Source organism: Mesorhizobium sp. B2-2-3 (genome assembly GCF_006442405.1).
In the GTDB taxonomy this organism is placed as follows: domain Bacteria; phylum Pseudomonadota; class Alphaproteobacteria; order Rhizobiales; family Rhizobiaceae; genus Mesorhizobium.
On sequence record NZ_VFWC01000001.1, the window covers coordinates 92,618 to 117,134 of the forward strand.

Consider the following 24,517-nt stretch of genomic DNA (forward strand, 5'->3'; position numbering starts at 1 on the left):
AGCCGCTGATGAAGGCTTGATATTGACGAAGGGCGGGGTTAGAAGCCGCCTGCACTAACGGCGCGGTCTCCAACCCGCGCCGGATCTCTTCGCCGGAAACGGCGCCGGTTGACTGCCGGAAGTGGGGCCATAGCTCAGTTGGGAGAGCGCTTGAATGGCATTCAAGAGGTCGTCGGTTCGATTCCGATTGGCTCCACCAAACAGTCTCTTTTCCAATTTTCAGGTTTTAGAAACCGGATTTAGCGTCGGACATCGCTGCGCGCGGTAGGCTGATGCGCGCCGCTCAAGTGGTCGACGGGGTCGATTTCGTTCTGGCCGCCCGCTCCAGGGGCAGCGTCATCGCCGAATAGATTGGCAAGTGAGGATGAGCCGGCGGCGCAGCGCGGTGCCGGCTGCCGATTTCACTGCCGTCGGGCGCGCCGGTGCTTACGCAATATGCGGCCATTGACTAAAACGGTTCCTGTTTGATTCGCTTTGAACGGGACCGTCATGAGCAAAGCCCTCACGTCCTTCGCCCTGGTCGCGGTGCTGACAGCGCTGCTCATGGCCTTGAGCCTGGTGGTGGCCAGGCACGGCTACCCCTACGGTGCGATCGGCGTCAGGCGCCTCGACGGCATTGCCGATGCCGGGATGTTCATACCACTCGCCGCCGTCTATTTCTTCAGCGCGCTGCTGATGATGATCCTGCCGATCAGAGCCGCCAGCATCGTGCTCACCCATGCAGCCGATGCCATCTTCTGGACCGTGATCGTGCTCCTTGCCTCCATCGTAGGCTGTCTCGTCGCCAGATGGGCATTCGGCCAGCGCGACGCCCTATGGGCGCTGCTGAACTGGCGGTTCCTGTTTGCGGCGGCTATCGTCGGTTGCCACTTCGTCATGAACGAGCTTCGCCGCAACGTGCTCTTGCGCAGTCTGTTTTTCGTTGTCTTCGCGGCGGCCACGCTGGCCTGCCTGTTCTGGTCGTTCACGCTCTGAGAGCCGTTTCGATCCACGTCCAGAGATAGGATGCCAGGCCGCGATCGATATGGATGCGCAGTCTGTCCCGGTGGCGGTAGACGATGGCGCTGACGCCGGCGAAGGAAAGTGCGGCACTGGCGCTTTCCTTGTTTGGGTCAAGCGTTGATCCGCGCGCGATGAAAGCGTCGATCGCCGAGCCTTTGACCTCGAACACATGAAGTCCAGCGCTGATCGCCGTCACCGCGAAACCTTCCGCGTGCCAACCCGCGGCGATGGCGAGCGGTGTGCTCGACACGACGAGCAGGCGGTCGCGCGCCAGACGCGCCGCATAGCGCTCACCTTGCGCGCTGCCAAAGGCGCCCACGCCGTTGCCATCCATGCCGGATATCCGCGCCCAGGCGTCGAGATCGCCGCTGACCAGCAATTGGTGAAGGCCCGGGATCGTGCGCGCCTCGAGACCCGGTGCACCGATGGTTGCCGACTGCCAGTCCGGCGCTACCGGCCATTTTTGGGCGAGATCACGCATTGAGCCGGTCTCCTGCCGGGTCGAAGGCGCAAGGAGCGGCGATCGTCGCCGTCATCGCCTTGCCGAGATGTTGGATTTCGATCGTTTCGCCGTGGCGGGCCGCACCGCGCTCGATCAGGCCGAGCGCAACCGGCCGGCCAAGCGTAGGGCTCCGGTAGCTCGATGTGACAAAGCCCTGGCTGCGCAGCTTGCCGCCGCTACGCTTGATGCCATGCGCGCCAGTTGGCAGCGGCGCTTCGCCGGACGGGACCGCCAGCCCGACCAGCTGCATGCGGTCGCCGCGCGAAGCCTCTTCGGTGAACAGCGAGCGGCGGCCGACGAATCCGGTCTGGCGCTTTGCCCGCGGGCCCTCGACGCCGAGGTCGTGCGGCAGCGTGGTGCCGTCGGTGTCCTTGCCGATCACGATGAAGCCTTTCTCGGCGCGCAGGATCATCAGCGCCTCGAGGCCGATGACAACCGCATCGAACGCTTGCCCGGCGTCGCGCAGGCGCGCCCACAAAGGCTCGGCGCGATCGGCCCGGATGGAGATCTCGTAGCTTCTGTCGCCGGTGAAGCTGACGCGGGTGATGCGCACCTCGTCGCCGTCATAGCTGCCCTGGCCGACCGCCATGTGCGGCAGCTCGCCATCCTCGAGCGAAAGGCCGAGATCAACCGTCTCGAGCAGTTTCCGGGCGTTCGGTCCCGAAACGGTCAGGGTCGCCATTTCCGCGGTGGCGTTGTGGATGTAGACCGCGCCGCGCCCGAACCGGTCCTGGCGCCACTCCTCCAGCCGCGCATGCACGGCGGCCACGTGCGAGGACGAGCACGACACGACGAAGCGATGCTCGTCTAGCCGCACCAGCACGCCGTCATCGAAGACCACGCCATTCTCGGACAACATGAAGCCGTAGCGGCAGCGGCCCGGCTTCAGCGTCGACATCGTGTTGTAATAGACGAAATCGATGAACGCGGCCGCCTTGGGTCCGATCACCTCGATCTTGCCCAGCGTCGAGCCATCGAACAATGCGACGGACTGGCGGGCGCGGCGCGCCTCGTCCTGGATCGAGCGATCCGTATCGCCGCCGCCGCCGTAGTGGGCCGGGCGCAGCCAGCCGCCATACTCCTGGAACACGGCGCCGCTGGCACGATGCACGCTCTCCAGCGGCAGCCGCCGCACCGGCGCCATCAGTTCGCCGCTGCGCGCGCCGGCGAAGCTCGCCAGCGGAACCGGCGTGAACGGCGGACGATAGGTCGTGGTGCCGACTTCCGGCACCGTGCGGCCGGTGATCCCGGCCATCAGCGCCAGGCCCGGCAGGTTGGAGGTCTTGCCCTGGTCGGTCGCCATGCCGAGCGTCGTGTAGCGCTTCAGATGTTCGACCGAGACGAAATTTTCGCGCGCCGCCAGCTCTATGTCCTTCACCGTCACGTCGTTCTGGTAATCGATCCAGATGCGTCCCTTCGAACCCGGCGTTGGCCATGCCGCTACTATCCCGCTGGTCGCCTCCGTTCCGCTGCTGCGCGGCACTGCTGCCTTCGTCGAACCGAGCGACGCGACGGCTTTCAGCGAGCCGGCGAATACCTCCGACAAGGAAACCGCGCCGGCGGCAGCTCCGGCCACCGCTATGCCCTCGACCGGATCGCCCGGCAGGAAGGCCGCGTGCGCCTCGCTCCAGGCGAGCTTGCCCTTGGCCTGGCCGAAGAGATGGATGGTCGGCGTCCAGCCGCCCGACACCAGCACGCAATCGGCATCGAGCCTGGTGCCGTCGTCCAGCATCACACCCTCGACGCGCAGCTTGCCGGCCGCGGCGGTGAGCGCGCGGCCCTTGAGCATCCGCACCTTGGCGGGCGCGGCGGGCATACCGTCGCGCCTGATGTCGACAAGCGTGACGTCGGCGCCAGCCTCGGCGGCCGCCTCCGCCACTTCATAGGCGCTGTCATTGTTTGCGGCGACGACGATATGGCGGCCGGCCAGCACCGCATGGCGCCTGAGATAGCTGAGCGCTGCGTCCGCCGAGAGAATGCCCGGCAGGTCATTGTTGGCGAATGGCAGGGGCCGCTCGATGGCGCCCGTCGCCAGCACGATCCGGCGCGGCCTGACCCGCCACAGCGTGTCCGGCCGGCCGTCGAAATGCCGCTGGTTAAGCCCGACCAGATTATGGTCGTAGATACCGAAAGCGGTGGTCGAAGGCAGGACCAGGTGACCGCCGGCGGAAAGCCCCGCAACCGTCTCCTCGACCCAGATGCCGGCCGGTTTGCCGTCGATCTCGCCAACTCGGTGACCGAGCGATCCGCCGGGCTTTTGCTGGTCGTCGACCAGCATGACGGACCGGCCTGCGCCGGCCGCCAGCCTTGCCGCTGCCAGCCCGGCCGGTCCGGCGCCGATCACCAGCACGTCGCAATGGTGGTTGATCTGGTCGGCCCGGCCGGGCGACGTCCAGTCCTTGTCTACCTGACCCAGTCCCGCCATGGCGCGAATGCGTGGCTCGAACATGTGCCAGTCCGGCCACATGAAGGTCTTGTAGTAGAAGGCGGCCGGAATGAAGCGGGAAAAGCGGTCGAGGAAGGCGTTGCGGTCGGCCAGCGCATTGGGTGTCGCGTTGACGCTTTTGGCGACCAGCCCGTCGCGCGCCGGCTCGGTCGTCGCACGCGTGTTCGGCGTCGTCTGCGGGCCGCTGATATCCACCAGCGCGTTCGGCTCTTCGACGCCCGCGCCCCAGATGCCGCGCGGCCGGTGGTATTTGAAGCTGCGGCCGACGACCGCGACATCGGCGGCCAGCAGCGCGGAGGCGATGGTGTCGCCGGCGAATCCCTGCACGGTGGCGCCGTCGAAGCTGAAGCGGATCGGGCGCGAGCGGTCGATGGCGCTGCCACCCGTGCTAAGGCGCGAGGCGGTCACGCCGCGTGCTCCCCGCCCAGGGCAGCCGAAGACAGCACCTTGTGCGTAACCGTGTCCCGCTCCATGACGAAGAATTCGCCGCAGTTCATATGCACCCATATCTCGCGCGCCGCGCCTTTTGGGTTGGAGCGCAGATAGAGATAGTTGGCCCAATGCTCGATCGGCACCTCGGCGCCATCAGGCCTGACATTGCCGGCATCGCCGCCATAGTGGAATTCGGTCTCGTCGCGCGGGCCGCAGAACGGGCAAGGGAAAAGCTGCATGGCAAACCTCAGTCTTCGTCTTTATGCATGTCGTCGCCCTAAGGCCGCTCGGCGCTTTTGCGCGACATGCATCAATGCGCGATGCCGGAACCAGCCGCTTCGTCGATCAGCCGCCCGCTGGCAAAGCGGTCGAGATCGAAGGGGCGGCTGATGTCGTTGTGCCTGCCCGTTGCCAAAAGGTTCGCCAGAAGCGTGCCGCCGGCGGGGATCGCCTTGAAGCCGCCCGTGCCCCAGCCGCAATTGAGGAACAGATTTGGCAGTGGCGATTGACCGATGATCGGCGAGGAGTCCGGCACGACGTCGACGATCCCGGCCCATTGCCGCATCAGCTTCAGCTGGCCGAAGATCGGGAACATTTCCAACAGCCCCGCGATCACCCCCTCCAGCGTCGGCAGGTTACCGCGCTGGGCATAGGAGGGAGTGCGGTCGAGCCCGCCGCCGATGACGATCTCGCCCTTGTCGGACTGGCTGACATAGACGCCCGTGCCGGGCGACAGCACCACCGTGTCGAGGATCGGCTTGACCGGTTCGGTTACGCAGGCCTGCAGCGCATAGGAATTGATCGGCAGGCGGAAGCCGGCCTTGGCCGCCAGCACCGAGGAATGTCCTGCCACGGCCATGCCGATGCGGTCCGCGCGGATGGCGCCACGCGTCGTCTGGACGCCGCGGCAGCGGCCGCCCTCGACGATGAAGTCGGTGATTTCGCAGTTCTGGATGATGTCGACGCCGAGTCGGCTCGCGGCCCGTGCATAACCCCAGGCGACCGCGTCGTGGCGCGCGGTGCCGGCCCGGCTTTGCCAGATGCCGCCGAACACGGGAAAGCGCGCATTGGCCGTGAAATTGTAGATCGGCGCCACCCGGCGCACATCCTGGGGCGAAAACAGCTCCGCATCGATGCCGTTGATCTGCATGGCATTGACTGTGCGTGCCCCGATCTCCATTTCGCCGGTCGAGTGGCACAGGCTGACCATGCCGCGCTGCGACAGCATGACGTTGTAGTTGAGGTCCTTCGACAGTCCCTCATAGAGCCGGTGCGCCAGCCCATAGAGCTCGACGCTCTGCGGATAGTAATAGTTGGAGCGCACCACGGTCGTGTTGCGGCCGGTATTGCCGCCGCCGATCCAGCCCTTTTCCAAAACCGCTACTCTGGCGATGCCGTGATTCTTCGCCAGGTAATAGGCCGTCGCCAGCCCGTGGCCGCCGCCGCCGATGACGATCGCGTCGTAGGACGGCTCCGGCTCGGGCGAGCGCCAGGCCGGCTCCCAGCCGGTCTGGCCGGCGAGGCCTTCCTTCAAGAGCGACAAAGCGGAATAGCGTCTGGTCATGGCGTGCTGGAGGAGGTTGGTTCAATGGGGTGAGGCGTAACGCGATTGTACATATATGTCTAGTTCGTGCCGTGGTGTGAAAGCGGCGGCTGTCGCTAACGGCTGCGCGAAAGCGTTTCCTCGACATAGCGTGAAAAATCCTCGACGTCCTGCGCCGTGGGCTCCTGGCCGGTGAAGCTGCGCAGATAGGACGCGACGTGCGGCAGGCGGCTGCTCATCGGTTCGTCGAGCTCGAGCGAGTAGTAGCCGATCTGCATGAAATAGAGCACGCGGGCGCGCACGAAGGCGTCTTCCTCGTCATAGCCGTGGCGCCTGAACATGTCGCGAATGGCGTCGACGCGCTCCTCGTCGGCCTCGTCGAGAGCCCGCCTGATGGCGGGCGATCGCCGGGCCCACGCCCTGATCGCGAAATCCAGCTGCGGATCGAACAGCTTCTCGTCCACCCAGCACTCGAAGATGCTCATCACCCCGCGGATGACGGTCGCGGAAGGCCGCGCGGCGCGTTCGACGATGAACCTTGTATTGGTCTGCCGCCAATAATCCAGCAATTGGTCGAGCAGGTCCTGGCGGCTCTTGAAGTACCAATAGAAACTGGAACGCGACACATCGAGCTTCTGGCCGAGCGTCTGCACACGGACGCTTTCGACGCCGTCCGAAATCAACGTTTCAAGCGCGAGCTTGAGCCAGTCTTCCCGGGTGACCTTGATGTTGCCGGTGGCGCCGGCGCGCTGGGTTGTCGTGTCGGTGGCTTCCATCGGCACGACGCATGACACGCCGCCCCGGGCAAATCAAGACTATGGACATATATGTACATACCCGTTTCGCGGTGATTGGAACGATGTGTCGCCGAAGCTGTTGGGCCAAGGGCGATGCCCTGCGGGCAGCAGGTCGCGCGGGGCCGCGAACCGAGAGACTTTGTCGCGGCCGTCCGCGCAAAGCGTGCTTTCCCGCAGAGCAATTGTCTGGCAAATACAAATTACACAGATGCCGCCGCGCGGCGAACCAGCAGGAAAGACACGACATGGCACCGCTTCGACAGAACCTCATCGACGGCGAGTGGGTCGGCGATGCCGGCTCCCGCAACATCAACCCGTCCGATACCGGCGACATCGTCGGCGAATACGCTTCCGCAGGTGTCGAACAGGCGGCACAGGCGATCGCCGCGGCCAAGGCGGCCTTTCCCGCCTGGTCGCGCTCGGGTCTGCTGGTCCGTCACGCGGTGCTGAAGAAGACGTCGGACGAGATCCTGGCGCGCAAGGACGAGATCGGCCGCAACCTTGCGCGCGAGGAAGGCAAGACGCTGGCCGAAGGCATTGGCGAGACCATTCGAGCCGCCCAGATCTTCGATTTCTTCGCCGGTGAGACACTGCGCCTCTCGGGCGAAGTCGTGCCTAGCGTGCGGCCGGGCGTCGGTGTCGAGATCACGCGCGAAGCGGTCGGCGTGGTTGGCATCATCACCCCCTGGAACTTCCCGATCGCCATTCCCGCCTGGAAGATCGCTCCGGCGCTTGCCCACGGCAACACCATCGTCTTCAAGCCGGCGGATCTCGTTCCCGAGAGCGCCTGGACCATCGTCGACATACTGCACCGTGCCGGCCTGCCCAAGGGCGTGCTCAACCTCGTCATGGGCAAGGGCTCGGTGGTCGGCCAGGCGATGCTTGACAGCCCGGACATCAACGCCATCACCTTCACCGGCTCGGTTGGCACCGGCAAGCGCGTCGCCGCGGCGAGCGTCGAGCACATGCGCAAGTTCCAGCTCGAAATGGGCGGCAAGAACCCGCTGGTGGTGCTCGATGATGCCGACCTCGCTACGGCTGTCGATTGCGCGATCAACGGCGCTTTCTTCTCGACCGGTCAGCGCTGCACGGCTTCGTCCCGGCTGATCGTGACGAACGGCATTCATGACCGTTTCGTCGAAGCGCTCAAGGAACGGATGGACAAACTGGTCGTCGGCGATGCGCTCGACGCGCAGACCCAGATCGGTCCCGTTGTCGATGCGACGCAGCTCAAGCAGGACGAAGACTATATCGCCATCGGCGTCAGGGAAGGCGCCACGCTCGCCTTCGGCGGCGAGCGGCTTGACCGCAAGACGCCGGGCTTCTTCCTGCGGCCGGCGCTGCTGACCGATGCCACCAACGCCATGCGCAGCTCGCGAGAGGAGATTTTCGGACCTGTCGCCAGCGTCATCCGCGTCAAGGACTACGACGAGGCGCTCGCCGTCGCCAACGATACGCCATTCGGGCTGACGTCCGGCATCTGCACGTCCAGCCTCAAGCACGCCACGCATTTCAAGCGCAATTCGGAGGCCGGCATGGTGATGGTCAACCTGCCGACGGCGGGTGTCGATTTCCATGTTCCCTTCGGTGGCCGCAAGGGCTCGAGCTACGGTCCGCGCGAACAGGGCCGATACGCCATGGAATTCTACACCACCGTGAAGACCGCCTACACGTTTGCAGGCTGATCGGGGCGCCGGCTGACCGGGCCGGCGAAGCCTTCGCGTGCACCAAGAGACAAGGCGATGACAGTTCAAGACAAGGATCTGACCTGGCTCAATCCGCCGCCGCATCATTCCATCGACGGCGATGCGGTTCATGTGCGCACCGGCAAGGAGACGGACTTCTGGCGCGAGACCTTTTACGGTTTCTGGCGCGACAACGGCCATTTCCTCTACAAGCGCGTAGAGGGCGATTTCACCGCGGAAGTCACCGTCAACGGACGCTATGAGGTGCTCTACGACCAGGCGGGGCTGATGCTCCGCCTCAGCGAAACGCATTGGATCAAGGCCGGCATCGAATATACCGACGGCGTGGTGTACTTCTCGGTTGTCGTCACCAACGATGCCTCGGACTGGTCGTTGGCCACCATTCCGGCCGGTCCGGATGGCGTCGCGATCCGGTTGACCCGCCATGCCGAGACCATCCGCGTCCAGTACCTGGATGTCTCCGACGGTCATTGGAAGCCGGTGCGGCTCGCCTACTTCCCGGTCTCGAAGGCGGTCGATGTCGGCATGATGTGCTGTTCGCCGCAGCGCGAAGGCTTCGAGGTCACCTTCACCGGCTTTTCGGTCGGCCCGCCGATTTCGCGGGACCTGCACGGCTGAAGCCCGCGCCAACGCCGACGGGACACAAGTGTCATCGCCTGGACCACGCCAGCCAGCGTGCCGCCAGATGCCTCCACAAAGGGGTGAACCGCGTTCGCCGGTAAGCGTCGCCGGCCATTTTGATGCCTTGCGCCTGTGTCGGGAAGGGATGGATGACGTCGGCCAGCGCGTGCAATCCCATGCCCGACCTGATGGCGAGCGACACCCCGTTGATCATCTCGCCGGCATGGGCGGCGACCACGGTCGCACCGAGGATGCGGTCTGATCCTTCCCTGACATGGATTTTGACGAAACCCTCTTCCTCGCCGTCCATCACCGCGCGGGCGACATCGTGCATCAGCACCGTATAGGTCTTGACCGGAATGCCGTCGCGGCGCGCCTCCACCGGATAGAGGCCGACATGGGCGATTTCCGGATCGGTGTAGGTGCACCACGGAACCACCAATTCGCTCAGCCTCTTGCGCCCGAGAAACAGGGCGTTCTGCACGACCATGCGGGCTGTTGCTTCAGCGGTATGCGTGAATTTGTAGTCGAGGCAGACATCGCCCGCCGCATAGATGCGCGGGTTTGAGGTCCTGAGATAATCGTCCACCTTGATGCCTTTGGCATCGTGGGCAACCCCCGCCTCGTCGAGGCCAAGACCGTCGACATTGGGCGAGCGGCCTATGCCGGTGATGATCTCGTCGACGGAAATCGTCATCATGTCGCTGTCCCGCACCAGGTCGGCGAGCTTCTTGTCGCCGTCCCTGCGCACCGCCACCACTTCGGTGTTCAGTCGGACCTCGACCCCCTCGCGCGCCAGCGCTTCCGAAAGGATCTGCGCGGCGTCGCGTTCCTCGCCGGGCAGGAACATCGGATCGCTCTGCGCCAGGATGACCTTCGCGCCGAGCAGGCAGAAGGCCTGCGCTGTCTCGCAGCCAAGCGGCCCGCCGCCGATGACCAGCAGCCGCTTCGGGCAGTCGACAAGGTCGAACATCGTCTCGTTGCTGAGATAGCCGGCCTCGACCAGGCCGGGAATGGATGGAAACTCCGGCCTCGCGCCTGTCGCAATCAGCGCCTTGCGGAAGCGCAGCGTGGTTCCCGCGACGGTCACGCAATCGCTTCCCTCGAACCGGGCTTCGCCGAAATGAACGTCGATGCCCAGCGCAGCAAGCGCCTCAGCGCTGTCGGCATGGCTGATCCGTTGCCGGATGCGCCGCATCCTGGTCATCGCGCGCTGGAAATCGACGCGAAGATGGTCCGGCGCATCGGCTCCGAAATTCTCGGCATCGCGCATGTCGGCATAGAGCCTGGATGTACGGATGATCGACTTGGACGGGATGCAGCCGGTGTTGATGCACGTGCCGCCGATCAACCCGCGTTCGATCAGCGCCACTTTCGCGCCGAGGCTTGCCGCTTCGGTCGCGGCAGTCAAGCCGGCAGGCCCGGCGCCGACGACGACGAGATTGTATGGTCCGGTGGGCGGCGGGTTTCGCCAATGCGGCGGATGGGCGCCCCTGACCAGCTCGACATCATTGTGGTCGGCCGGAAAACCGGCAGCTTTCGTCCCTTCAAGCGACATCGCGGCCATCCGGGCTTGCCGGCTGCGACAGCCATCCGCCTGTGAACCCCGCCTTGTTCAGGCCGCGGCGGATGTACTGGTTGGAACGCATCAGCTCCCACACCAGGCGCGAGCGGTGGTTCTCGATCATCATCACCACGATGCCTTGGTCGAGGCCGAAATGGCCTTCCGACACCCAGCCGTCGCGGCCAAATTTTCGCCGGTTGGCCAGCGTCGGGTTGAAGCCGCTCGGCAGCCGGAAATTGTCGATCACCTGGGGGTAGCGATCCGCGAGATGGCGCAGCGCCGCCATGCAGATATCAGGCGCAAAAGGCAGCGACGCCGGATAGGACCACGGCGCGATCGTGCCGTCGTCCGGCCCGAAGGGCGCACCGCGCGCGACGTAGCCGGAAAACCGGCGCCGCCGCCGTTGTATGCTGCTGCGAAAGCCGCCCGGTCCGTCCCCGGCCGAAAGCCCCCAGAGGTTCTCTCCGTAGCCGTCATAGCCATGGGGATTGTGCCGAGCATAGTCGCGGTGGAGGTAGGTCGAGCGGCGGCTGTTTTCGAAATAGTCCGAATTCTTCTCGCGCATGAAAGCATCGCGGATGCCGGCGAAATCGATCCAGGCATGAGAGAACTGGTGCATGAACAACGGACCGCCATAAAGCACGTCGTAGCCGTAGATGTTTTCCCACTGATAGGTCGCCGTCCAGCCCGCGTAGCTGTCGTCGGACGTCGGGCTGTCGGGCGAGGCCATCGACAGGACATAGAGGATCGTCGCCTCATTGTAGCCTTCCCAGCCATAGTGGAGAAAGCCGCTCTTCGGTTTCCAGCCCTGTCGCAACGTCGGACTGCTGCCTTGCGCCCATCGCCAGTCGACGCGCCGGTAGAGCGCCTCGGCCAGCCGGCGGATTTCGGCTTCCTCGTCATTGTCGCCCCGGAAATAGGCGCCCGCCACGAGAATGCCGGCCATCAGCAATGCCGTATCCACCATCGACAGTTCGCAGCGCCACACCCGAAGTCCGGTGCGAATGTCGAGGAAATGATAGTAAAAACCCTTGTGGCCGGTGACATCAGCGCCACTGCCTTGCGTGCTGGTCCAGAAGAAACGCAGCGCGGCGAGCGTCAGGTCCACCGCTGCTTCCCGCTCCATCCAGCCGCGCTCGACCCCGATCGGATAGCAAGAGAGCGCAAAGCCTACGACCGCGATGCTGGCCGGTGAATTCGACCGCGACGTGTCGGCGACCAGCCCGTTTGCGGGGTTCACGTTTTCCAGAAAATAGCCGAAGGCCGCGCGCTGGAAACGATCCAGAAGGTCGTCGTCCGACAGGATGGCAGGCTCGACCTTAAGCAAATGCGGCAAGCTCCGGTCCGGTCGTCGCGATTGTCGGAGAAAGGTGCAGGAATTGCGCGCGGGCCGAACTGTCACGCCTGGTCATGTCTTCGCCCTCATTGTTGCCGTTGCCGGGTTCCGGCTTCGGCCACTGTACGCTTGTCCAGCTCCGTTGGTTGCTTCCTCACGCGCAATTGTAGTGGCTTGCCGCCAGCCGGAAAGCGCCGCACCACATCAGTAGGTGGCGCGGCCGCCGGAGACGTCGAAGACGGCAGCCGTCGTGAACGAACATTCCTCCGAGGCGATCCAGCAAATCAGCGCCGCCACCTCGTCGAGCTCGCCAAAGCGCGCCATCGGTATCTTGGAGAGCATGAAATCGATATGCTCCTGGCTCATCTGCTTGAAGATCGCCGTGCGCACCGCCGCCGGCGTGACGCAGTTCACGGTTATGCCGGTCTTGGCCAGTTCCTTGCCGAGCGATTTGGTCAGGCCGATCACCGCGGCCTTGGATGTGCTGTAGGCGGAAGCGTTGGGATTGCCTTCCTTGCCGGCGATCGAGGCGATGTTGACGATGCGGCCGTAATTGCGCTCCAGCATGTGCGGGACGAGCGCCTTGTTGCAGTAGAAGACACCGTTGATGTTGATGTCGATGACCAGACGCCAGTCCTCCACCGGATAGTCCCAGGCGGTCATGTTGGGACCGGTGATGGCGGCGCTGGTGATCAGGATGTCGACCCCGCCATGCGCCTCGATCGTCGACCGCGCCGCCCGATCCACCGCCGCCGGGTCGGCGACATCGACGGTCTGGCCATGCAGCGCCGGGATCGAAGCCCTGGCCGCTTCGATCTGGGCGGGATCGCGGTCCCAAACCGAAACGCGCCCGCCTTCTTGGATCAGCCTCTGTGCGACGGCGAGGCCGATGCCGGATGCGCCGCCCGTAATCACCGCCGAGCGTCCGGCAAACCGTTCCGCGAAAATCGTCGGCATCTCATTTTCCCCTGTCCTGGCGCAAATCGGCTCCGCTCGGCGAAACCATGTTCGGGGGTGACTGTGAGGTCGCCGCCGGCCAAGTTCAAGCCGGCATGCACCTCGATCGTCTGGGCCAATCCCTGAGGCGCGTTATGCCGGGCTCCCCTCGATCTGCCTGTCCAGCGCTTGCACCAGCGCCAGGCCTATTTGTCCGAGCGGTACAGGAAGAACTGCAGGAACAATTCCCGCTCGGTGGTGATGTCGAGTTTCTCATAGATGCGCCGGCGATGGTTCTTGACCGTGCCGACGGTGATGCCGAGCCGCTCGGCAATGTTGGCGGTCGGATGGCCGGCCAGGATCAGTTGCACGAGCTCCCTTTCCCTGAGCGACAGTTCCGGCCACAGGCTCGCCGGGATTGTGGGCTGCTGGCGCGGCGAGGCGCCGGGGCTGGACGGCGCCGAGCTGCGCGAGAAATCGCTTCCGCGCGTCTTGATGTCGAGCGCGTGCAGCGCCTCGAACACCGGCAGCCGCTCAGCCAGCAGGGCGATCTCGTTGTCCTTGAACGCCGTCGTCGAGCGATCGAGGAAAATGCCGAGGCACCAGTCGCCGCCATCGGCCAGCATGATGCCGACTTCATCGCAGATCTCCGATTGCGCGAGGAAGCCGGCTATGTACTGGCCGCGTTTGGCCTCGTCGTCGGACAGCCGCTTGAGCGGCATGATGCCCAGCCGGCGCTCGCGCCGCCAGGAAGCGTAGAAGGGGTCGAACACGTAATAATTATCAAGGTAGCGCCGCACCATCTCGTCGGAGAAGCGCCGGTGCTTGACGAATTGCGGCGTCTGCGTCGCCGAGTAGCGCGTCACCGTCACCAGGTCATGCGCGATGTCGGCGCCGATCAGGTCGATCAGGCAGTCGACATGCCTGTCGGTGCCGGTGGCGGCGATCGCCATGGCGAGCGGCGCCCAGATGTTGCCCATGCGCATGCCTCTTTTTCGGCGACGAGCTCCCGTCCGTCATTGTGCCTTTAGGCATATGGCGCGATCCGGTCCCGCGAATCTAGCCTGTGGTCATGCTCGGCAAGGGAAGGCGACCCGTGGACCATATCTCTACCAATCCCATCGTCATCGGCATCGACGCCGGCGGCACCATGACCGACACCATCCTTGTCGATCAGGACGGCCGCTTCAAGATCGGCAAGTCGGCAACGACGCCGAAGAACGAGGCCGAGGGGTTCCTCGCCTCGGCCGAGGACGCGGCGGACGCCTGGGGCATCTCGCTCGAGGCCCTGTTTTCGGGCGTCAATGTGGTGCTCTATTCCGGCACCGGCATGCTCAACACGCTGCTGTCGCGCACCGGCAGGAAACTCGGCCTGATCACCACCAAGGGCCTTGAGGACATGATCCTGATGGGTCGCGGCCTGCAGGCCTGGGCCGACTATTCCTATGCCGACCGGCTGCACGCTGTGACGCATCATCATCCCGATCCGCTGGTGCCGCGCCGACGCACTCACGGCGTCACCGAGCGCATCGACCAGTTCGGCGACATCATCCTGCCGCTCTATGAGCATGAGGTCCGTGCCGCGGCGAAAAAGCTGATCGCCGACAAGGTCGAGGCGGTCTGCATCATGACGATCTTCTCGCATGTCAATCCGGTGCATGAGAAGCGCATCGCCGAGATCTGCCGCGAGGAGATCGCCGCCGCCGGAGCCGACATCCTCGTCTACAGCAGCCATGAGGTGCGCCCGGTCATCCGCGAGCAGTCGCGGCTGAACTCGGTGCTGATCGAGGCCTACGCCACCTCGCGCGGCCGCAAGCAGCTCAAGGGGATCGAGGACGTCTCGAAGAAATACGGCTTCAGATATGGCGTCCAGACGCTGCTCTCCTTCGGCGGTCTCACCTCGATCAACCACCCGCGCCTGCACGAAACCATGATCTCCGGCCCGATCGGCGGCATTCTGGGCGCGGCCTATGTCGGCAAGCTGATCGGCAATGACTCGCTGATCTGCTCGGACATGGGCGGCACCTCCTTCGACATGGGCGTCATCACGCGCGGCCAGACCCGGATCGAGAACGAGCCCCTGATGGACCGGTTCAAGCTCAATGTGCCGACGCTGCATCTCGACACGATCGGCGCCGGCGCCGGCATGATCCTCAAGGTCGATCCGCTGACGAAGAAAGTCTCGCTCGGGCCCGAAAGCGCCGGTGCCGATCCCGGCCCGATCTGCTTCGCCAGGGGCGGCACCGAGCCGACCATCGCCGATTGCGACGCCATCCTCGGCCGGCTGAACCCGCATTATTTCCTCGGCGGCAAGGTCGTGCTGCAGGTCGAGAAGGCGCGCAAGGCCTTCGAGGAGAAGTGCTCCCGTCTGCTCGGCGTCGGCGTGGAGGAAGCCGCCGAAGGCATGATCGATATGCTGGAGGCCGACGCCAACAACGCGCTGCGCCGCGTCATCTCCGGCCAGGGGATCCACCCTTCGGAGTTCACATTGCTTTCCTATGGCGGCTCGGGGCCGTTGCATCTGGCCGGCTGCTCCAGGGGCATCGGCTTCAAGGATATCATCACCTTCCAGTTCGCGGCCGCTTTCTCCGCCTTCGGCTGCACCACGGCGGATTTCATGCGCCGGCATTCGGTATCCACGCAGATCGACATCGGCGCGCGCGCAAGCGAGGCCGAACTGCTGGCCTTCGGTGCCAGAGTGACCGCGGTCTGGGACGATCTCACCAGGGCCGCGGTCGACGAGATGGTGGCCGACGGTCATGCGCTGGACAAGATCAGGACGGCGCCGTTCCTGATGATGCGCTATACCGGCCAGCTCGAGGATGTCGAGGTGATGGCGCCGCTCTCGGCGATCAATTCGGTCGACGAGATGCGCAAGGTCATCGACGAGTTCGAGGCGGTCTACGCCAAGGTCAACCATCGCGTCTCGCGTTATGGTGAAGCCGGCTTCTCGATCACCGAACTCGGTCTCATCGCCACCGCCGACAAGGTCAAGCCCGTGCTGCTCAAGCGGCCGCTCGGCGCCTCAAGCCCCGCATCCGCGCACAAGGGCGTGCGCGAGGCCTATATTGGCGGCCGCTGGCACAAGGCCGATCTCTACGAGATGGATCTTCTGCTGCCGGGGCATGAGGTGACCGGCCCGGCCATCATCGAACACCCCGCCACCACCCTCGTCGTCCATCCGCGGGACCGTGTCTTCGTCGACGAATGGACGCTGCTCCACTACTCCCACGCTTGAGAGGGCGAACGCCATGCTGGACAAACCCGCCTCCGCCCTGCGCCTCCGCGAGCGGCTGATCGAATCCGAACGGCTCATGGACGAGACCGGCTGCTATGACGGCATCACCGATCTCGAACTGCGCAACCAAGATCCGCTGAAGTTCGAGACGCTGCACACCAAGCTGCGCGCCTACTGCGTCTCGGCGCGCGAGATGGCGCGTCGCATCTCGGCTTCGCCCGGCGTGCGCGAGGTCGGCGAGATGGTCGTCGCCATCTACACGCCCGAGGGCGACGCGATCGCGCTCTCCAACGGCATCATGGTGCATGTGCACACGATGAGCCGCTTCATCAAATGGATGATCAGACAAGGCTACGAGGAAAATCCCCGCATCGTCGACGGCGACATCTTCGCCAACAACGACGCCTTCATCGGCACCGTGCAGGTGCCCGACGTGATGGACGTGGTGCCGATCTTCCACACGGGCAAACTCGTCGGCTGGGCGGGCGCGGTCTGCCACGAACTTGAGGCCGGCGGCATCACGCCGGGCGGCGACGTGGCGCTGGCACAGGAGCGCTTCACCGAAGGCCTGTTCGTCTGCGCCGAAAAAGTCGGCCAGAACGACGAACTGCGGCGCGACTACGTGATCCGCTGCGAGCGCAATCTGCGCATGCCCATCTACTGGGTGCTGGACGAGAAGGCCAAGGTCGCCTCCTGCATCGACATGCGCGAAAGCGTCAAGGCGCTGATCGACGAGATCGGCCTCGACTACTGGATGAAGGTGTCGAAGGAATTCATCGAGGAGGGCCGCCGCGCGCAACTCGCCCGCACGCGACAACTGACCGTTCCCGGCATCTATCGGGGGCATACTTTTTACGGTCATGTCACCAAGGGCAAGCCGGGCTACCAGCCGCTCGGCGACCCCGACTGGCTCTACAACATTCCGATCGAAATGGAGATCACCACGGGCGGCAAGATCATCATGGATTTCGAGGGCACGCAGCCCTGGGGCTACCATTCCATGAACTGCACGCCGGCCGGCATGGATGGCGGCATGTTCGTGACGCTGACCCAGCACATGAATTTCGAAGGCCTGGTCAATGACGGCGCCTGGATGGCAACGGAGCTCAAGCTGCCGCATGGCACCTGGACCAATCCCGACAATGAGATGGTGGCGACGGCCACGTCCTGGGCGCTGCTCCTGCCGGCCTATGGCGTTTTCCAGCGGCTCCTGTCGAGATCATTCATCGCCCGCGGCTTCGTCGAGGAGGCCTTCGTCGGCCAGGTCAACAGCCCGATGATCGAGATGGGGGGAACCAGCCAGTACGGCACGCTGTTCGGCATGGCGCATTTCGAATGCGCGGCCGCCGGTTCCGGCGCGCTTGCCATCAAGGACGGGCTGGACACCGCCTATGTCGGCTGGAACCCTGAATCCGACATGGGCAACATCGAGATCTGGGAACAGAACATGCCGATGGTCTATATCGGCCGCTCGATCGTTGCCAATTCCGGCGGCGCCGGCAAATATCGCGGCGGCTGCGCCTTCCTGTCGACCTGGCTGGTCAGCAAGACCGACCATCTCCGGCTGGTCACCTCGGAACACTCCTCGCGCGTCTTCGACAATGGCGGGCTCTGCGGCGGCTATCCGGCGCCGACCTGCCAAAAACACCGTGCGGTGCGCGACAGCAACATCTTCGAGCTCGCACAAAAGGGCGCGCCGCTGGCGCACCATACCGGCACCAATCCTTATCGTTCCGAACTCGAGGTCCGGCTCGAAGGCCAGCACGTGACGATGGAAGGGCCCTATATCACCGCGCCCCACAAAACCGGCGACGTGTTCACCCATTCCTACAATGGCGGTGGCGGCTATGGCGACGTGCTGGAGCGCGACCCGCTCAAGACGGCATCGGACGTCGAGAACGGCTATCTCACCAGGGAAGCTGCCGAAAATGTCTTCGGGATCGTGCTTGACGAGGACGAGGACGGCTATCCCGTCGCCAATCTCGAAGCCACCAAGCGCCACCGCGCCGAGATGCGGTCGCGCCGGCTCGCTCGGGCCAGGCCGGTCTCGGAGTGGATGGCCAAGGAGCGCGAGCGGGTGAAGGCGGTCGATTTCGCGCCCGAGGTGAAGAAGATGTATGCCAGCGCCATCAAGCTTTCGCCGCGCTTCACCAGGGATTTTTCAACCTTCTGGGATGTCGATGCCAAATCGACCTTCGGCGTGGAGTAGGGACCATGACCTCATACAGCAAGGAAGTCATCGCCGATCTGGTCGCGGGCACCCTGCCTTGGCCGCAGACGCGCCGCGTCATGAGCGCCTACAAGGACGACGACCGGTTCTTCAAATATGTCGCGGTTTTGCAGGACCGCGTCGGCTGGAGCGATCCGATACTGCTCCCTGTTGGCGACCACCTCTTCATCTGCCAGAGCGGCGATGAGCGGGTAACCCGTTGCGAATGCGGCCATTCCTTCGGCGACTACCGCAAGAACTGGAAGCTGAAGGCTTCGATCATCGTGCGCGACAGCGAGGAGGCGCTGCGCGAGATCTATCCCAACAGCGACCTGCCGGATCCCGAATGGATGGAAATCCGCGAGTTCATCTGTCCGCAATGCGGCACGCTGCACGAGGTCGAGGCCGCGGCGCCGGGTTATCCCATCGTCCATGATTTCGAACCCGACCTGGAAGGTTTCTACCGCGATTGGCTGGGCAAGCCGCTGGAGCCGCTGGAGCCGATGGACAAGGAAAGCTGATGGCAAGGACACAAGTTTCGTCACCGGCTCCGAAGGTTATGTTGGCCTATGAAGTTCAGATACTCTCGGGACTGATGGACCGTCCCGTGCCGCGCGGAGGCCATGCCCGATGACAAACCTTTCCGGCCGCGGCGCAATCGTCACCGGTGGCTTCTCCGGAATGGGCCTGGCGATTGCCACGGCATTGGCGCAGGCCGGCGCCAATGTCGCCGTCGGTTCCTATGTCGCACCTGGCGGCGTGGAGAGATCCGACGCCGCCTACTATCCCGGCGCTGACGAGATAGAGCGCGTGCGTTCGGCTCTCGGCGCGCATGGAACGAGGATTTACGCCGCCCATCTTGACGTGCGCGACAGCGACGTCACGAACCGTTTCGCGGCCGACGCCGAGGCGGCGGTGGGTCCTGTCGACATCCTGGTCAACGCCGCCGGCACCACGGCCGAGCAGCCGGTCTGCGGCCATTCCGACGCGCTGTGGGACAAGATCGTCGACACCAATCTCACCGGCGCCTTCCGCGCCACCCGCGCTGTGCTGCCCGGCATGATCGAGCGCGGCTGGGGCCGCATCGTCAACATCGGCTCGACCGCCGCCTCGGTCGGGTGGAAGGACAATCCCGCTTACTGCGCCTCCAAGGCTGGTCTCCTCGGCCTCACCCGTTGCGTGGCGCTCGAAGGGGCGGCGCATGGCGTCACCTGCGTCATGATCAGCCCGACCTGGGTCGAGACCGAACTGATGCGCCGCAACGTGGCGCAGGTCGTCGAGCGCGAGGGCAAGGGCCGCACGGCCGAGGACGCGATGGCCGAGATCGCCAGGGGCAACCCCCAGCAGCGCATTCTCCAGCCGCAGGAGATCGCGGCGCTGGCCGTGTTCCTCTGCTCGGATATGGCCAAGGGCATTACCATGGAAAACATACAGGTCACCGGCGGAGCACTTTGGTAGCGCGCACGGCTGTTTGCGGGCCTCGATGGAGAGGCCGGCAATGGAAAGAGAAATCCGATCCCGTCCGGGCGGCTGTCCCGGACCTGATCTCTCGGCGCTCGCCTGGCTGTAAGACAAGGTGACCGCATTTGCCATTGAGCGCGCGGCGCGATAGGTTATATTGCACTGCACAATGGAGATGCCGTCGATTGCACCCTTCTTACGGAGATGCCTGCCGGCTACGCGGCGGTCCGGGGTAGGCTCGGCGAGAACCTGAGATGAAGATTCCAAAGTCCTTGCTGGTCGATCCCGAGAGGAACTCGGTCTACGGCAGTTTTGCCGTTGCCGTCTCGGTCTGGGCATTCTCCTACTCCGTCATATTCGGCCAGGTGCTGATCCTGGCCTATTATGCGGTGTGGCTGCCCCTCATCATGGTCGACTACAGGCGGTTCCTGCGGCATCTGTCCAGCGCCTGGCTGCCATTGTCGTTCGCGGCCTATGTATGCTTCTCCGTCTTCTGGTCGGACGCTCCCGGCATCACCGCGAGAACGGCCGTCCAGTACTTCTCCCACATCGCCTGCGCCTATGTCGCGGCGCGAGCCGTCAGTGTGCGGACCCTGACAATAGGCGCCCTGGTCGGCATATTCGTCGTCCTGCTCTACTCTCTCAAGGTCGGGGCCTATTCCGAGGACGTCCTCGACGGCACTTATAATTTCGTCGGCGCCTTCGCCTCCAAGAACCAGATCGGCTTCGTCGCCTCGCTCGGCATCTATTTCAGCGTCGTCTTCATCGCCTTCCTCAGGCACGGCCGGCTGAGCCTGTTCCTGACCGTGCCGGTGGTGCTTTTGTCGGCCTATCTGCTGGTCATCTCGCATTCGGCCACCTCGATGGCCTCGACACCGGCGGTGCTGGCGCTGGTGATGCTGCTTGCCATGAGCAAGGTGCTGTCGCGACGCTACCGCCGGGTGATCTTCCTGGTCGGCACAGGCATGCTGGTCGTCGCTATCCTTGTGGCGCTGAATCTCGGCCTCATGGACTTCGTCCTCGGCCTGTTCGGCAAGGATTCGACGCTCACCGGGCGCACCTATCTGTGGGAGCAGGGCTGGAACGCCGCGCAGAGGGCGCCCATGCTCGGCGTCGGTTATGCCGCATACTGGGTCCAGGGCTTTGCCGAGGCCGAGCGCCTGTGGAACGAGTTCTACATCACCACCCGCACCGGCTTCCACTTCCACAACACCTACATCGAAGCCCTTGTCGAACTCGGCTTCGTCGGGGCGACGCTGGTTTCGCTGGTCATCCTGCGCACGCTCTACGGCCATGTCTCGGCGGTGGCGTTCGGGACATGGCGGGCGGATTCGGTCGTTCTGGCCGGCGTCATGGTGCTGCTCCTGATCCGCTCCTTCGTCGAGGTCGAGATCCTCAACCCCTACATCATGGGTTCCTTCCTGATGTATTTCAGCTTCTTCAAGCTGGCGCGACTGCCCGTTGCCCGTCCTCGCCTGTCTGCGGCAAGGATCGAAGAGGCAAATGCCGCCAGAGGCTGGAGCGGCCCCGAGCCTGGCACGGACGCCGCTCGATGAATACCGATCGGTTTCCCGTTTGGGATTGCGTCAAAGCAAGGCGATAGAGCGGCTGGCGATTCCCTCAAACGCCGCCCCGCTCCAGCAATTTCAGGAAAGTGTGTACGGCTTCCCCGGGAAACGCGCGCAGCGCTTTCCGTCCGGAATTGCGCAAAAACAAAGGGATAGAGCAGCTCACCGTTTTCGTGAACGGTGAGCTGCTCTTATCTCGGCCGTTCGACCACTTACTGGCTGGGCATTGGCGCCAGCTTGACCTTGATCACATCGCCCGGCAACACGGGGGTGTCTTCCTTGACCGCAATCTCGCTCGTCTTGCCCTCGGCAGCGCGCAGCAGTGAATAGATCAGGGTGGGCTCTTCGTTGGTTGCGCTGGCGGCCACGGTGGCGGGATCGGTGGCCTGGGCCATCAATCCTTTCTGCATGTTGACCCTCAGCGCGGCCTCGTTCAGGTCGGCTTCGGTCTGCTGCCGGTCGGCGGCGAGGCTCGAGCTCAGCGTGTTCTGGGCATCGATGGCATCCTGCGTTGCCTTGCTGATCGCTTGCTTGGCGGTGAGGATGGCCGTTTCGTAGTCCAGGATCTTGCCCTGAAGGTCGGTGACGGACTGTTGCGAATCCAGCAGTCTTGCGTTGGCGACCAGGCCTTTCTGGGCCAGCGGACCGATGCTGGTGAGTTGCTGCTGCGCCAGGTCGACCTGCTTCTGCTGGTTGACGATCTTCTTCTGCAGCGATTCGATCTCGGCCTGCAGAACCCCTTTCAGATCGCTGAGCGCCTCGAGCTTCAGCTTCAGCGCCTTCTGGTCAGCCGTGAGGATCGTCATCTCGTCCGCGACGATGGCCTGCAGTCTCGGATCGCCCTCGACCTCCTTCGGCACGTCGAAGCTCGACTTGCCCGCAAGGTCGGCATCGATGCGCGCGCGCTTGACGATCAGTCGAACGCGCTGATCGTCATATATATCGAAATTGCCTTTGGCGGTGACCAGGTCCTTGCCGAGCTGCGGGCCGTAGTCGGCGCTTCGCCGGATGCCGCCGGCGATGCTGACCGCCTTCAACACCGTAAGATCGGGCACATAGGGGAATTGGCCGGGGTTCTGCACCTCACCCGAAATATAGAACGGCCGGAACTGCGCCATTTCGACCGATGCCTCGGGCCGGTCCGACAAAGCGAGCTTGTGCTGCAGCGCCTCGCCGATCGCCGCCGCGACTTCGGCCGTTGTCTTGCCGGATGCCGGCAGCTCGCCGACGAAAGGCACCGACAGCATTCCGGCCGGCCCGACCGTGTATACGCCATTCACCGCCGACCAGTCGCGGAACGTGCCTTCGACGGTCTGCCACTCCGCGATACGGATGGTGAGCTTGTCTTGCGATCCGAGATGGTACTCGTCGGCAATGGCGATCCGCGGCAGGGCGAGCGACAGGGCCAGGCAACTGGCTACGAGCCGCAAACGCCGCGAGCGGCTCGAATGCGGGCCGCTGCAAAAAACTTCGAACATGTCTATCTTCAACTGAATGTTCCGATCCGCTTTGGCCCCACCAGCCCGATGAGCCTGCGCCCGATGCCTGCCGGGAGAGATCCCCCGCGTGCGATCCGGTTCGCGACCGCTCAGTAGCAGCCGCGCGACATCCAGACAGCCGGAACTGTCTTGATGATGATGCGAATATCCTCAAAAAGTGACCAATTCTCGACATAGTGGCGATCGAACGCGACTCGGCTGTCATAGGAGACGTCGTTGCGGCCGCTGACCTGCCACAGGCCGGTCAGGCCGGGGCGGGACTTCAGGTAATACACAGCGGCGCTGCCATAGATCTCCAGTTCGTCGCGCACGACCGGGCGAGGTCCGACAAGGCTCATGTCGCCCTGAAGGATGTTGATGACCTGCGGCAACTCATCGAGACTGAGTTTCCTCAGGACCGCGCCGACCCGGGTGACGCGCGGATCGTTCTTCAGCTTGCGGGTGGCTATCCATTCCGCCTTGGCTTCCGGATTGGCCGCCAGATAGGCGGCCAGCACCCTTTCGCCGTCCGGCACCATGGTGCGGAACTTGAGACAAGGGAAAACCCGTCCGCCACGCCCGATTCGCCGGTGACCGTAAAAAATCGATCCGCCATCGGAGAATTTGACGAGCAGCGCTATCATCACGAACAGCGGGCTGAGAGCGATCAGGGCGGCCAGTGAACCGGCAATATCGAAACTGCGCTTGATAAGGCCGCCGATCGGCGGTGGAAAATCGACGCCAGCCTGCGAAAACTCCGCTGTGGCCGACTTGGCAACATCCCTCATGCCAAAACTCCATGCGTTGACCGGATGGTTTACGGCACGATATCAAAAAAATGTTGCAGCGCAACACACAATTTCCCGCACCTTTGAAATAGTCACGTCATGAATTGACTAAATAATAAGCGCGCCCTGCACAAATTTCGGAATATTTAGCACATTTATGACAATAAATGGGCATAGCCGGAAAAATAGAGGCGCTTTTGGGGCAACTTCTAGGCGGGGCGTTCTTTATGCCCTTGAATGGAGCTCGTTGGTGCTTTAGAGCGGCACGATATTCGGTGGTATTCATATAAAATACTATTCAATATTGTAGATTCTACTGAAAAACACCAAAGAGCCGAAGTTGCGCGTAATCCCGTCGTGTGCGTTGCAGCATGAGCGAGTCGAGCGCAAAAGCTCACCTAAAAATAAATGCAGTTGCCCTTGCGGCCTTTTGCTCGCCTTAATAGAATTGCAAATTATACCTGTCAAAGTGGCGACAGGTTGAAAGGCCGGAAGCAACCGGCCGGGAGCGGGCGACTTAACAAGCCCGCATGACAAGGGACGACGCTCGGGTGGGGCAACGATTGGAATATACCCGGGCCGGTTTGTGGGCTGTTGGGTATGTCGCTTCCAAAATTCATCGTTGGGATGATTTTCGCTCTTGCGATCGTCGTTGGCTGGTCATGGCTGGGCGGCGCTTCAATAGGCACGACGCTGCTGCGCGTCATCATTTGTGCCGTGGTCATCCAGGCGGGCTACTTCGTGCTCGTCTATGCCATGATCGTCAAAAGCGCGCCGACGCCGGCCGACAGGACACGCGAGGCCGAAAGAAAGCTGAGTTCGGCCGAGGTGGCCGAGGGTGAAAAGCTGGGCGGCGCCGGGCGAAGCCTTCACTGACCCAGACCGGGCTG

At 63.8% G+C, this 24,517-nt stretch carries 20 protein-coding genes and 1 tRNA gene; 10 read left to right on the forward strand and 11 right to left on the reverse strand.

Translation table 11 applies throughout. From position 1 onward, the window contains the following. Positions 1-123 precede the first annotated feature (123 nt). Positions 124-199: transfer RNA gene (locus tag FJ951_RS00425), tRNA-Ala, on the forward strand. Positions 200-489: 290 nt separating this feature from the next. Beyond that, complete coding sequence (locus FJ951_RS00430) at positions 490-975, forward strand: hypothetical protein (protein ID WP_140512885.1); 486 nt, start codon at positions 490-492, stop codon at positions 973-975. On the opposite strand, the gene FJ951_RS00435 is transcribed toward FJ951_RS00430, so the two are convergent. The 5 genes from FJ951_RS00435 to FJ951_RS00455 all read right to left on the reverse strand — a co-directional run bounded on the left by FJ951_RS00435 (position 965) and on the right by FJ951_RS00455 (position 6,701). Further along, positions 965-1,483: a hypothetical protein gene (locus FJ951_RS00435; protein WP_140512887.1), complete on the reverse strand. Its 519-nt coding sequence runs from the start codon at positions 1,481-1,483 to the stop codon at positions 965-967. The two genes, FJ951_RS00430 and FJ951_RS00435, sit on opposite strands and share 11 nt — an antisense overlap. Next, the gene (locus FJ951_RS00440) at positions 1,476-4,358 is read right to left on the reverse strand and encodes a sarcosine oxidase subunit alpha family protein (protein WP_140512888.1); all 2,883 of its coding nucleotides are present in this window, start codon (positions 4,356-4,358) and stop codon (positions 1,476-1,478) included. Before FJ951_RS00440 ends, FJ951_RS00435 begins: the two co-directional genes overlap by 8 nt. Then, on the reverse strand, positions 4,355-4,621 hold the full coding sequence (locus FJ951_RS00445) for a sarcosine oxidase subunit delta (protein WP_140512890.1): 267 nt from the start codon (positions 4,619-4,621) through the stop codon (positions 4,355-4,357). Before FJ951_RS00445 ends, FJ951_RS00440 begins: the two co-directional genes overlap by 4 nt. 71 nt (positions 4,622-4,692) lie before the next feature. Then, on the reverse strand, positions 4,693-5,946 hold the full coding sequence (locus FJ951_RS00450; RefSeq protein ID WP_140512891.1) for a sarcosine oxidase subunit beta family protein: 1,254 nt from the start codon (positions 5,944-5,946) through the stop codon (positions 4,693-4,695). Between the two features lie 95 nt (positions 5,947-6,041). Then, positions 6,042-6,701: a TetR/AcrR family transcriptional regulator gene (locus FJ951_RS00455; protein WP_181165292.1), complete on the reverse strand. Its 660-nt coding sequence runs from the start codon at positions 6,699-6,701 to the stop codon at positions 6,042-6,044. Positions 6,702-6,967: 266 nt separating this feature from the next. Here FJ951_RS00455 and FJ951_RS00460 point away from each other — a divergent pair, with 266 nt between their 5' ends. Continuing rightward, positions 6,968-8,407: an aldehyde dehydrogenase family protein gene (locus FJ951_RS00460; protein WP_140512893.1), complete on the forward strand. Its 1,440-nt coding sequence runs from the start codon at positions 6,968-6,970 to the stop codon at positions 8,405-8,407. Positions 8,408-8,464: 57 nt separating this feature from the next. Beyond that, a complete protein-coding gene (locus FJ951_RS00465) occupies positions 8,465-9,046 on the forward strand; it encodes a DUF1349 domain-containing protein (RefSeq protein WP_140497223.1) in 582 nt (193 codons plus the stop codon). 31 nt (positions 9,047-9,077) lie between these two features. Here FJ951_RS00465 and FJ951_RS00470 read toward each other — a convergent pair whose 3' ends face one another. From FJ951_RS00470 to FJ951_RS00485, 4 genes are all read right to left on the reverse strand, one after another. Further along, positions 9,078-10,607, reverse strand: a complete 1,530-nt coding sequence (locus tag FJ951_RS00470) for a mercuric reductase (RefSeq protein ID WP_140512895.1) — start codon at positions 10,605-10,607, stop codon at positions 9,078-9,080. Beyond that, the gene (locus FJ951_RS00475) at positions 10,597-11,940 is read right to left on the reverse strand and encodes a glucoamylase family protein (protein WP_140513546.1); all 1,344 of its coding nucleotides are present in this window, start codon (positions 11,938-11,940) and stop codon (positions 10,597-10,599) included. The genes FJ951_RS00470 and FJ951_RS00475 overlap by 11 nt, the downstream gene beginning before the upstream one ends. Positions 11,941-12,153: 213 nt before the next feature. Beyond that, positions 12,154-12,906: an SDR family NAD(P)-dependent oxidoreductase gene (locus tag FJ951_RS00480; RefSeq protein ID WP_140512897.1), complete on the reverse strand. Its 753-nt coding sequence runs from the start codon at positions 12,904-12,906 to the stop codon at positions 12,154-12,156. A gap of 185 nt (positions 12,907-13,091) precedes the next feature. Then, positions 13,092-13,871 carry a helix-turn-helix transcriptional regulator gene (locus tag FJ951_RS00485; protein WP_140512899.1) on the reverse strand — a complete coding sequence of 260 codons (780 nt, stop codon included), beginning with the start codon at positions 13,869-13,871 and terminating at the stop codon, positions 13,092-13,094. 86 nt (positions 13,872-13,957) lie between these two features. On the opposite strand from FJ951_RS00485, the gene FJ951_RS00490 reads away from it, so the two are divergent. From FJ951_RS00490 to FJ951_RS00510, 5 genes are all read left to right on the forward strand, one after another. After that, entirely contained in the window at positions 13,958-16,123 is a 2,166-nt protein-coding gene (locus tag FJ951_RS00490) for a hydantoinase/oxoprolinase family protein (protein ID WP_140512900.1), read from the forward strand. 13 nt (positions 16,124-16,136) lie between these two features. Next, on the forward strand, positions 16,137-18,332 hold the full coding sequence (locus FJ951_RS00495; protein ID WP_140512902.1) for a hydantoinase B/oxoprolinase family protein: 2,196 nt from the start codon (positions 16,137-16,139) through the stop codon (positions 18,330-18,332). Between the two features lie 5 nt (positions 18,333-18,337). Beyond that, complete coding sequence (locus FJ951_RS00500) at positions 18,338-18,853, forward strand: acetone carboxylase subunit gamma (protein WP_140512904.1); 516 nt, start codon at positions 18,338-18,340, stop codon at positions 18,851-18,853. Between the two features lie 109 nt (positions 18,854-18,962). Then, on the forward strand, positions 18,963-19,790 hold the full coding sequence (locus FJ951_RS00505) for an SDR family NAD(P)-dependent oxidoreductase (RefSeq protein ID WP_140512906.1): 828 nt from the start codon (positions 18,963-18,965) through the stop codon (positions 19,788-19,790). A 257-nt stretch (positions 19,791-20,047) separates the two neighbouring features. Next, entirely contained in the window at positions 20,048-21,349 is a 1,302-nt protein-coding gene (locus FJ951_RS00510; RefSeq protein ID WP_140512908.1) for an O-antigen ligase, read from the forward strand. A 224-nt stretch (positions 21,350-21,573) separates the two neighbouring features. Here FJ951_RS00510 and FJ951_RS00515 read toward each other — a convergent pair whose 3' ends face one another. Both FJ951_RS00515 and FJ951_RS00520 read right to left on the reverse strand, forming a co-directional pair. Further along, a complete protein-coding gene (locus FJ951_RS00515; RefSeq protein WP_181171603.1) occupies positions 21,574-22,839 on the reverse strand; it encodes a polysaccharide biosynthesis/export family protein in 1,266 nt (421 codons plus the stop codon). A 110-nt stretch (positions 22,840-22,949) separates the two neighbouring features. Next, a complete protein-coding gene (locus FJ951_RS00520; RefSeq protein WP_140497203.1) occupies positions 22,950-23,627 on the reverse strand; it encodes a sugar transferase in 678 nt (225 codons plus the stop codon). A 600-nt stretch (positions 23,628-24,227) separates the two neighbouring features. On the opposite strand from FJ951_RS00520, the gene FJ951_RS00525 reads away from it, so the two are divergent. Next, positions 24,228-24,503 (forward strand): exopolysaccharide production repressor exox, encoded by a 276-nt coding sequence (locus FJ951_RS00525; protein WP_140512914.1) that lies wholly within the window; start codon positions 24,228-24,230, stop codon positions 24,501-24,503. Positions 24,504-24,517: the final 14 nt, after the last annotated feature.

Bases quoted from the DNA above. Each gene is read 5' to 3' on its own strand.
- FJ951_RS00485 (WP_140512899.1), bottom strand. From the start codon at position 13,871: ATGCGCATGGGCAACATCTGGGCGCCGCTCGCCATGGCGATCGCCGCC.
- FJ951_RS00470 (WP_140512895.1), bottom strand. From the start codon at position 10,607: ATGTCGCTTGAAGGGACGAAAGCTGCCGGTTTTCCGGCCGACCACAAT.
- FJ951_RS00445 (WP_140512890.1), bottom strand. From the start codon at position 4,621: ATGCAGCTTTTCCCTTGCCCGTTCTGCGGCCCGCGCGACGAGACCGAA.
- FJ951_RS00455 (WP_181165292.1), bottom strand. From the start codon at position 6,701: ATGGAAGCCACCGACACGACAACCCAGCGCGCCGGCGCCACCGGCAAC.
- FJ951_RS00435 (WP_140512887.1), bottom strand. From the start codon at position 1,483: ATGCGTGATCTCGCCCAAAAATGGCCGGTAGCGCCGGACTGGCAGTCG.
- FJ951_RS00520 (WP_140497203.1), bottom strand. From the start codon at position 23,627: ATGAGGGATGTTGCCAAGTCGGCCACAGCGGAGTTTTCGCAGGCTGGC.
- FJ951_RS00525 (WP_140512914.1), top strand. From the start codon at position 24,228: ATGTCGCTTCCAAAATTCATCGTTGGGATGATTTTCGCTCTTGCGATC.
- FJ951_RS00430 (WP_140512885.1), top strand. From the start codon at position 490: ATGAGCAAAGCCCTCACGTCCTTCGCCCTGGTCGCGGTGCTGACAGCG.
- FJ951_RS00480 (WP_140512897.1), bottom strand. From the start codon at position 12,906: ATGCCGACGATTTTCGCGGAACGGTTTGCCGGACGCTCGGCGGTGATT.
- FJ951_RS00490 (WP_140512900.1), top strand. From the start codon at position 13,958: ATGCTCGGCAAGGGAAGGCGACCCGTGGACCATATCTCTACCAATCCC.
- FJ951_RS00465 (WP_140497223.1), top strand. From the start codon at position 8,465: ATGACAGTTCAAGACAAGGATCTGACCTGGCTCAATCCGCCGCCGCAT.
- FJ951_RS00500 (WP_140512904.1), top strand. From the start codon at position 18,338: ATGACCTCATACAGCAAGGAAGTCATCGCCGATCTGGTCGCGGGCACC.
- FJ951_RS00515 (WP_181171603.1), bottom strand. From the start codon at position 22,839: ATGTTCGAAGTTTTTTGCAGCGGCCCGCATTCGAGCCGCTCGCGGCGT.
- FJ951_RS00495 (WP_140512902.1), top strand. From the start codon at position 16,137: ATGCTGGACAAACCCGCCTCCGCCCTGCGCCTCCGCGAGCGGCTGATC.
- FJ951_RS00505 (WP_140512906.1), top strand. From the start codon at position 18,963: ATGACAAACCTTTCCGGCCGCGGCGCAATCGTCACCGGTGGCTTCTCC.
- FJ951_RS00460 (WP_140512893.1), top strand. From the start codon at position 6,968: ATGGCACCGCTTCGACAGAACCTCATCGACGGCGAGTGGGTCGGCGAT.
- FJ951_RS00450 (WP_140512891.1), bottom strand. From the start codon at position 5,946: ATGACCAGACGCTATTCCGCTTTGTCGCTCTTGAAGGAAGGCCTCGCC.
- FJ951_RS00510 (WP_140512908.1), top strand. From the start codon at position 20,048: ATGAAGATTCCAAAGTCCTTGCTGGTCGATCCCGAGAGGAACTCGGTC.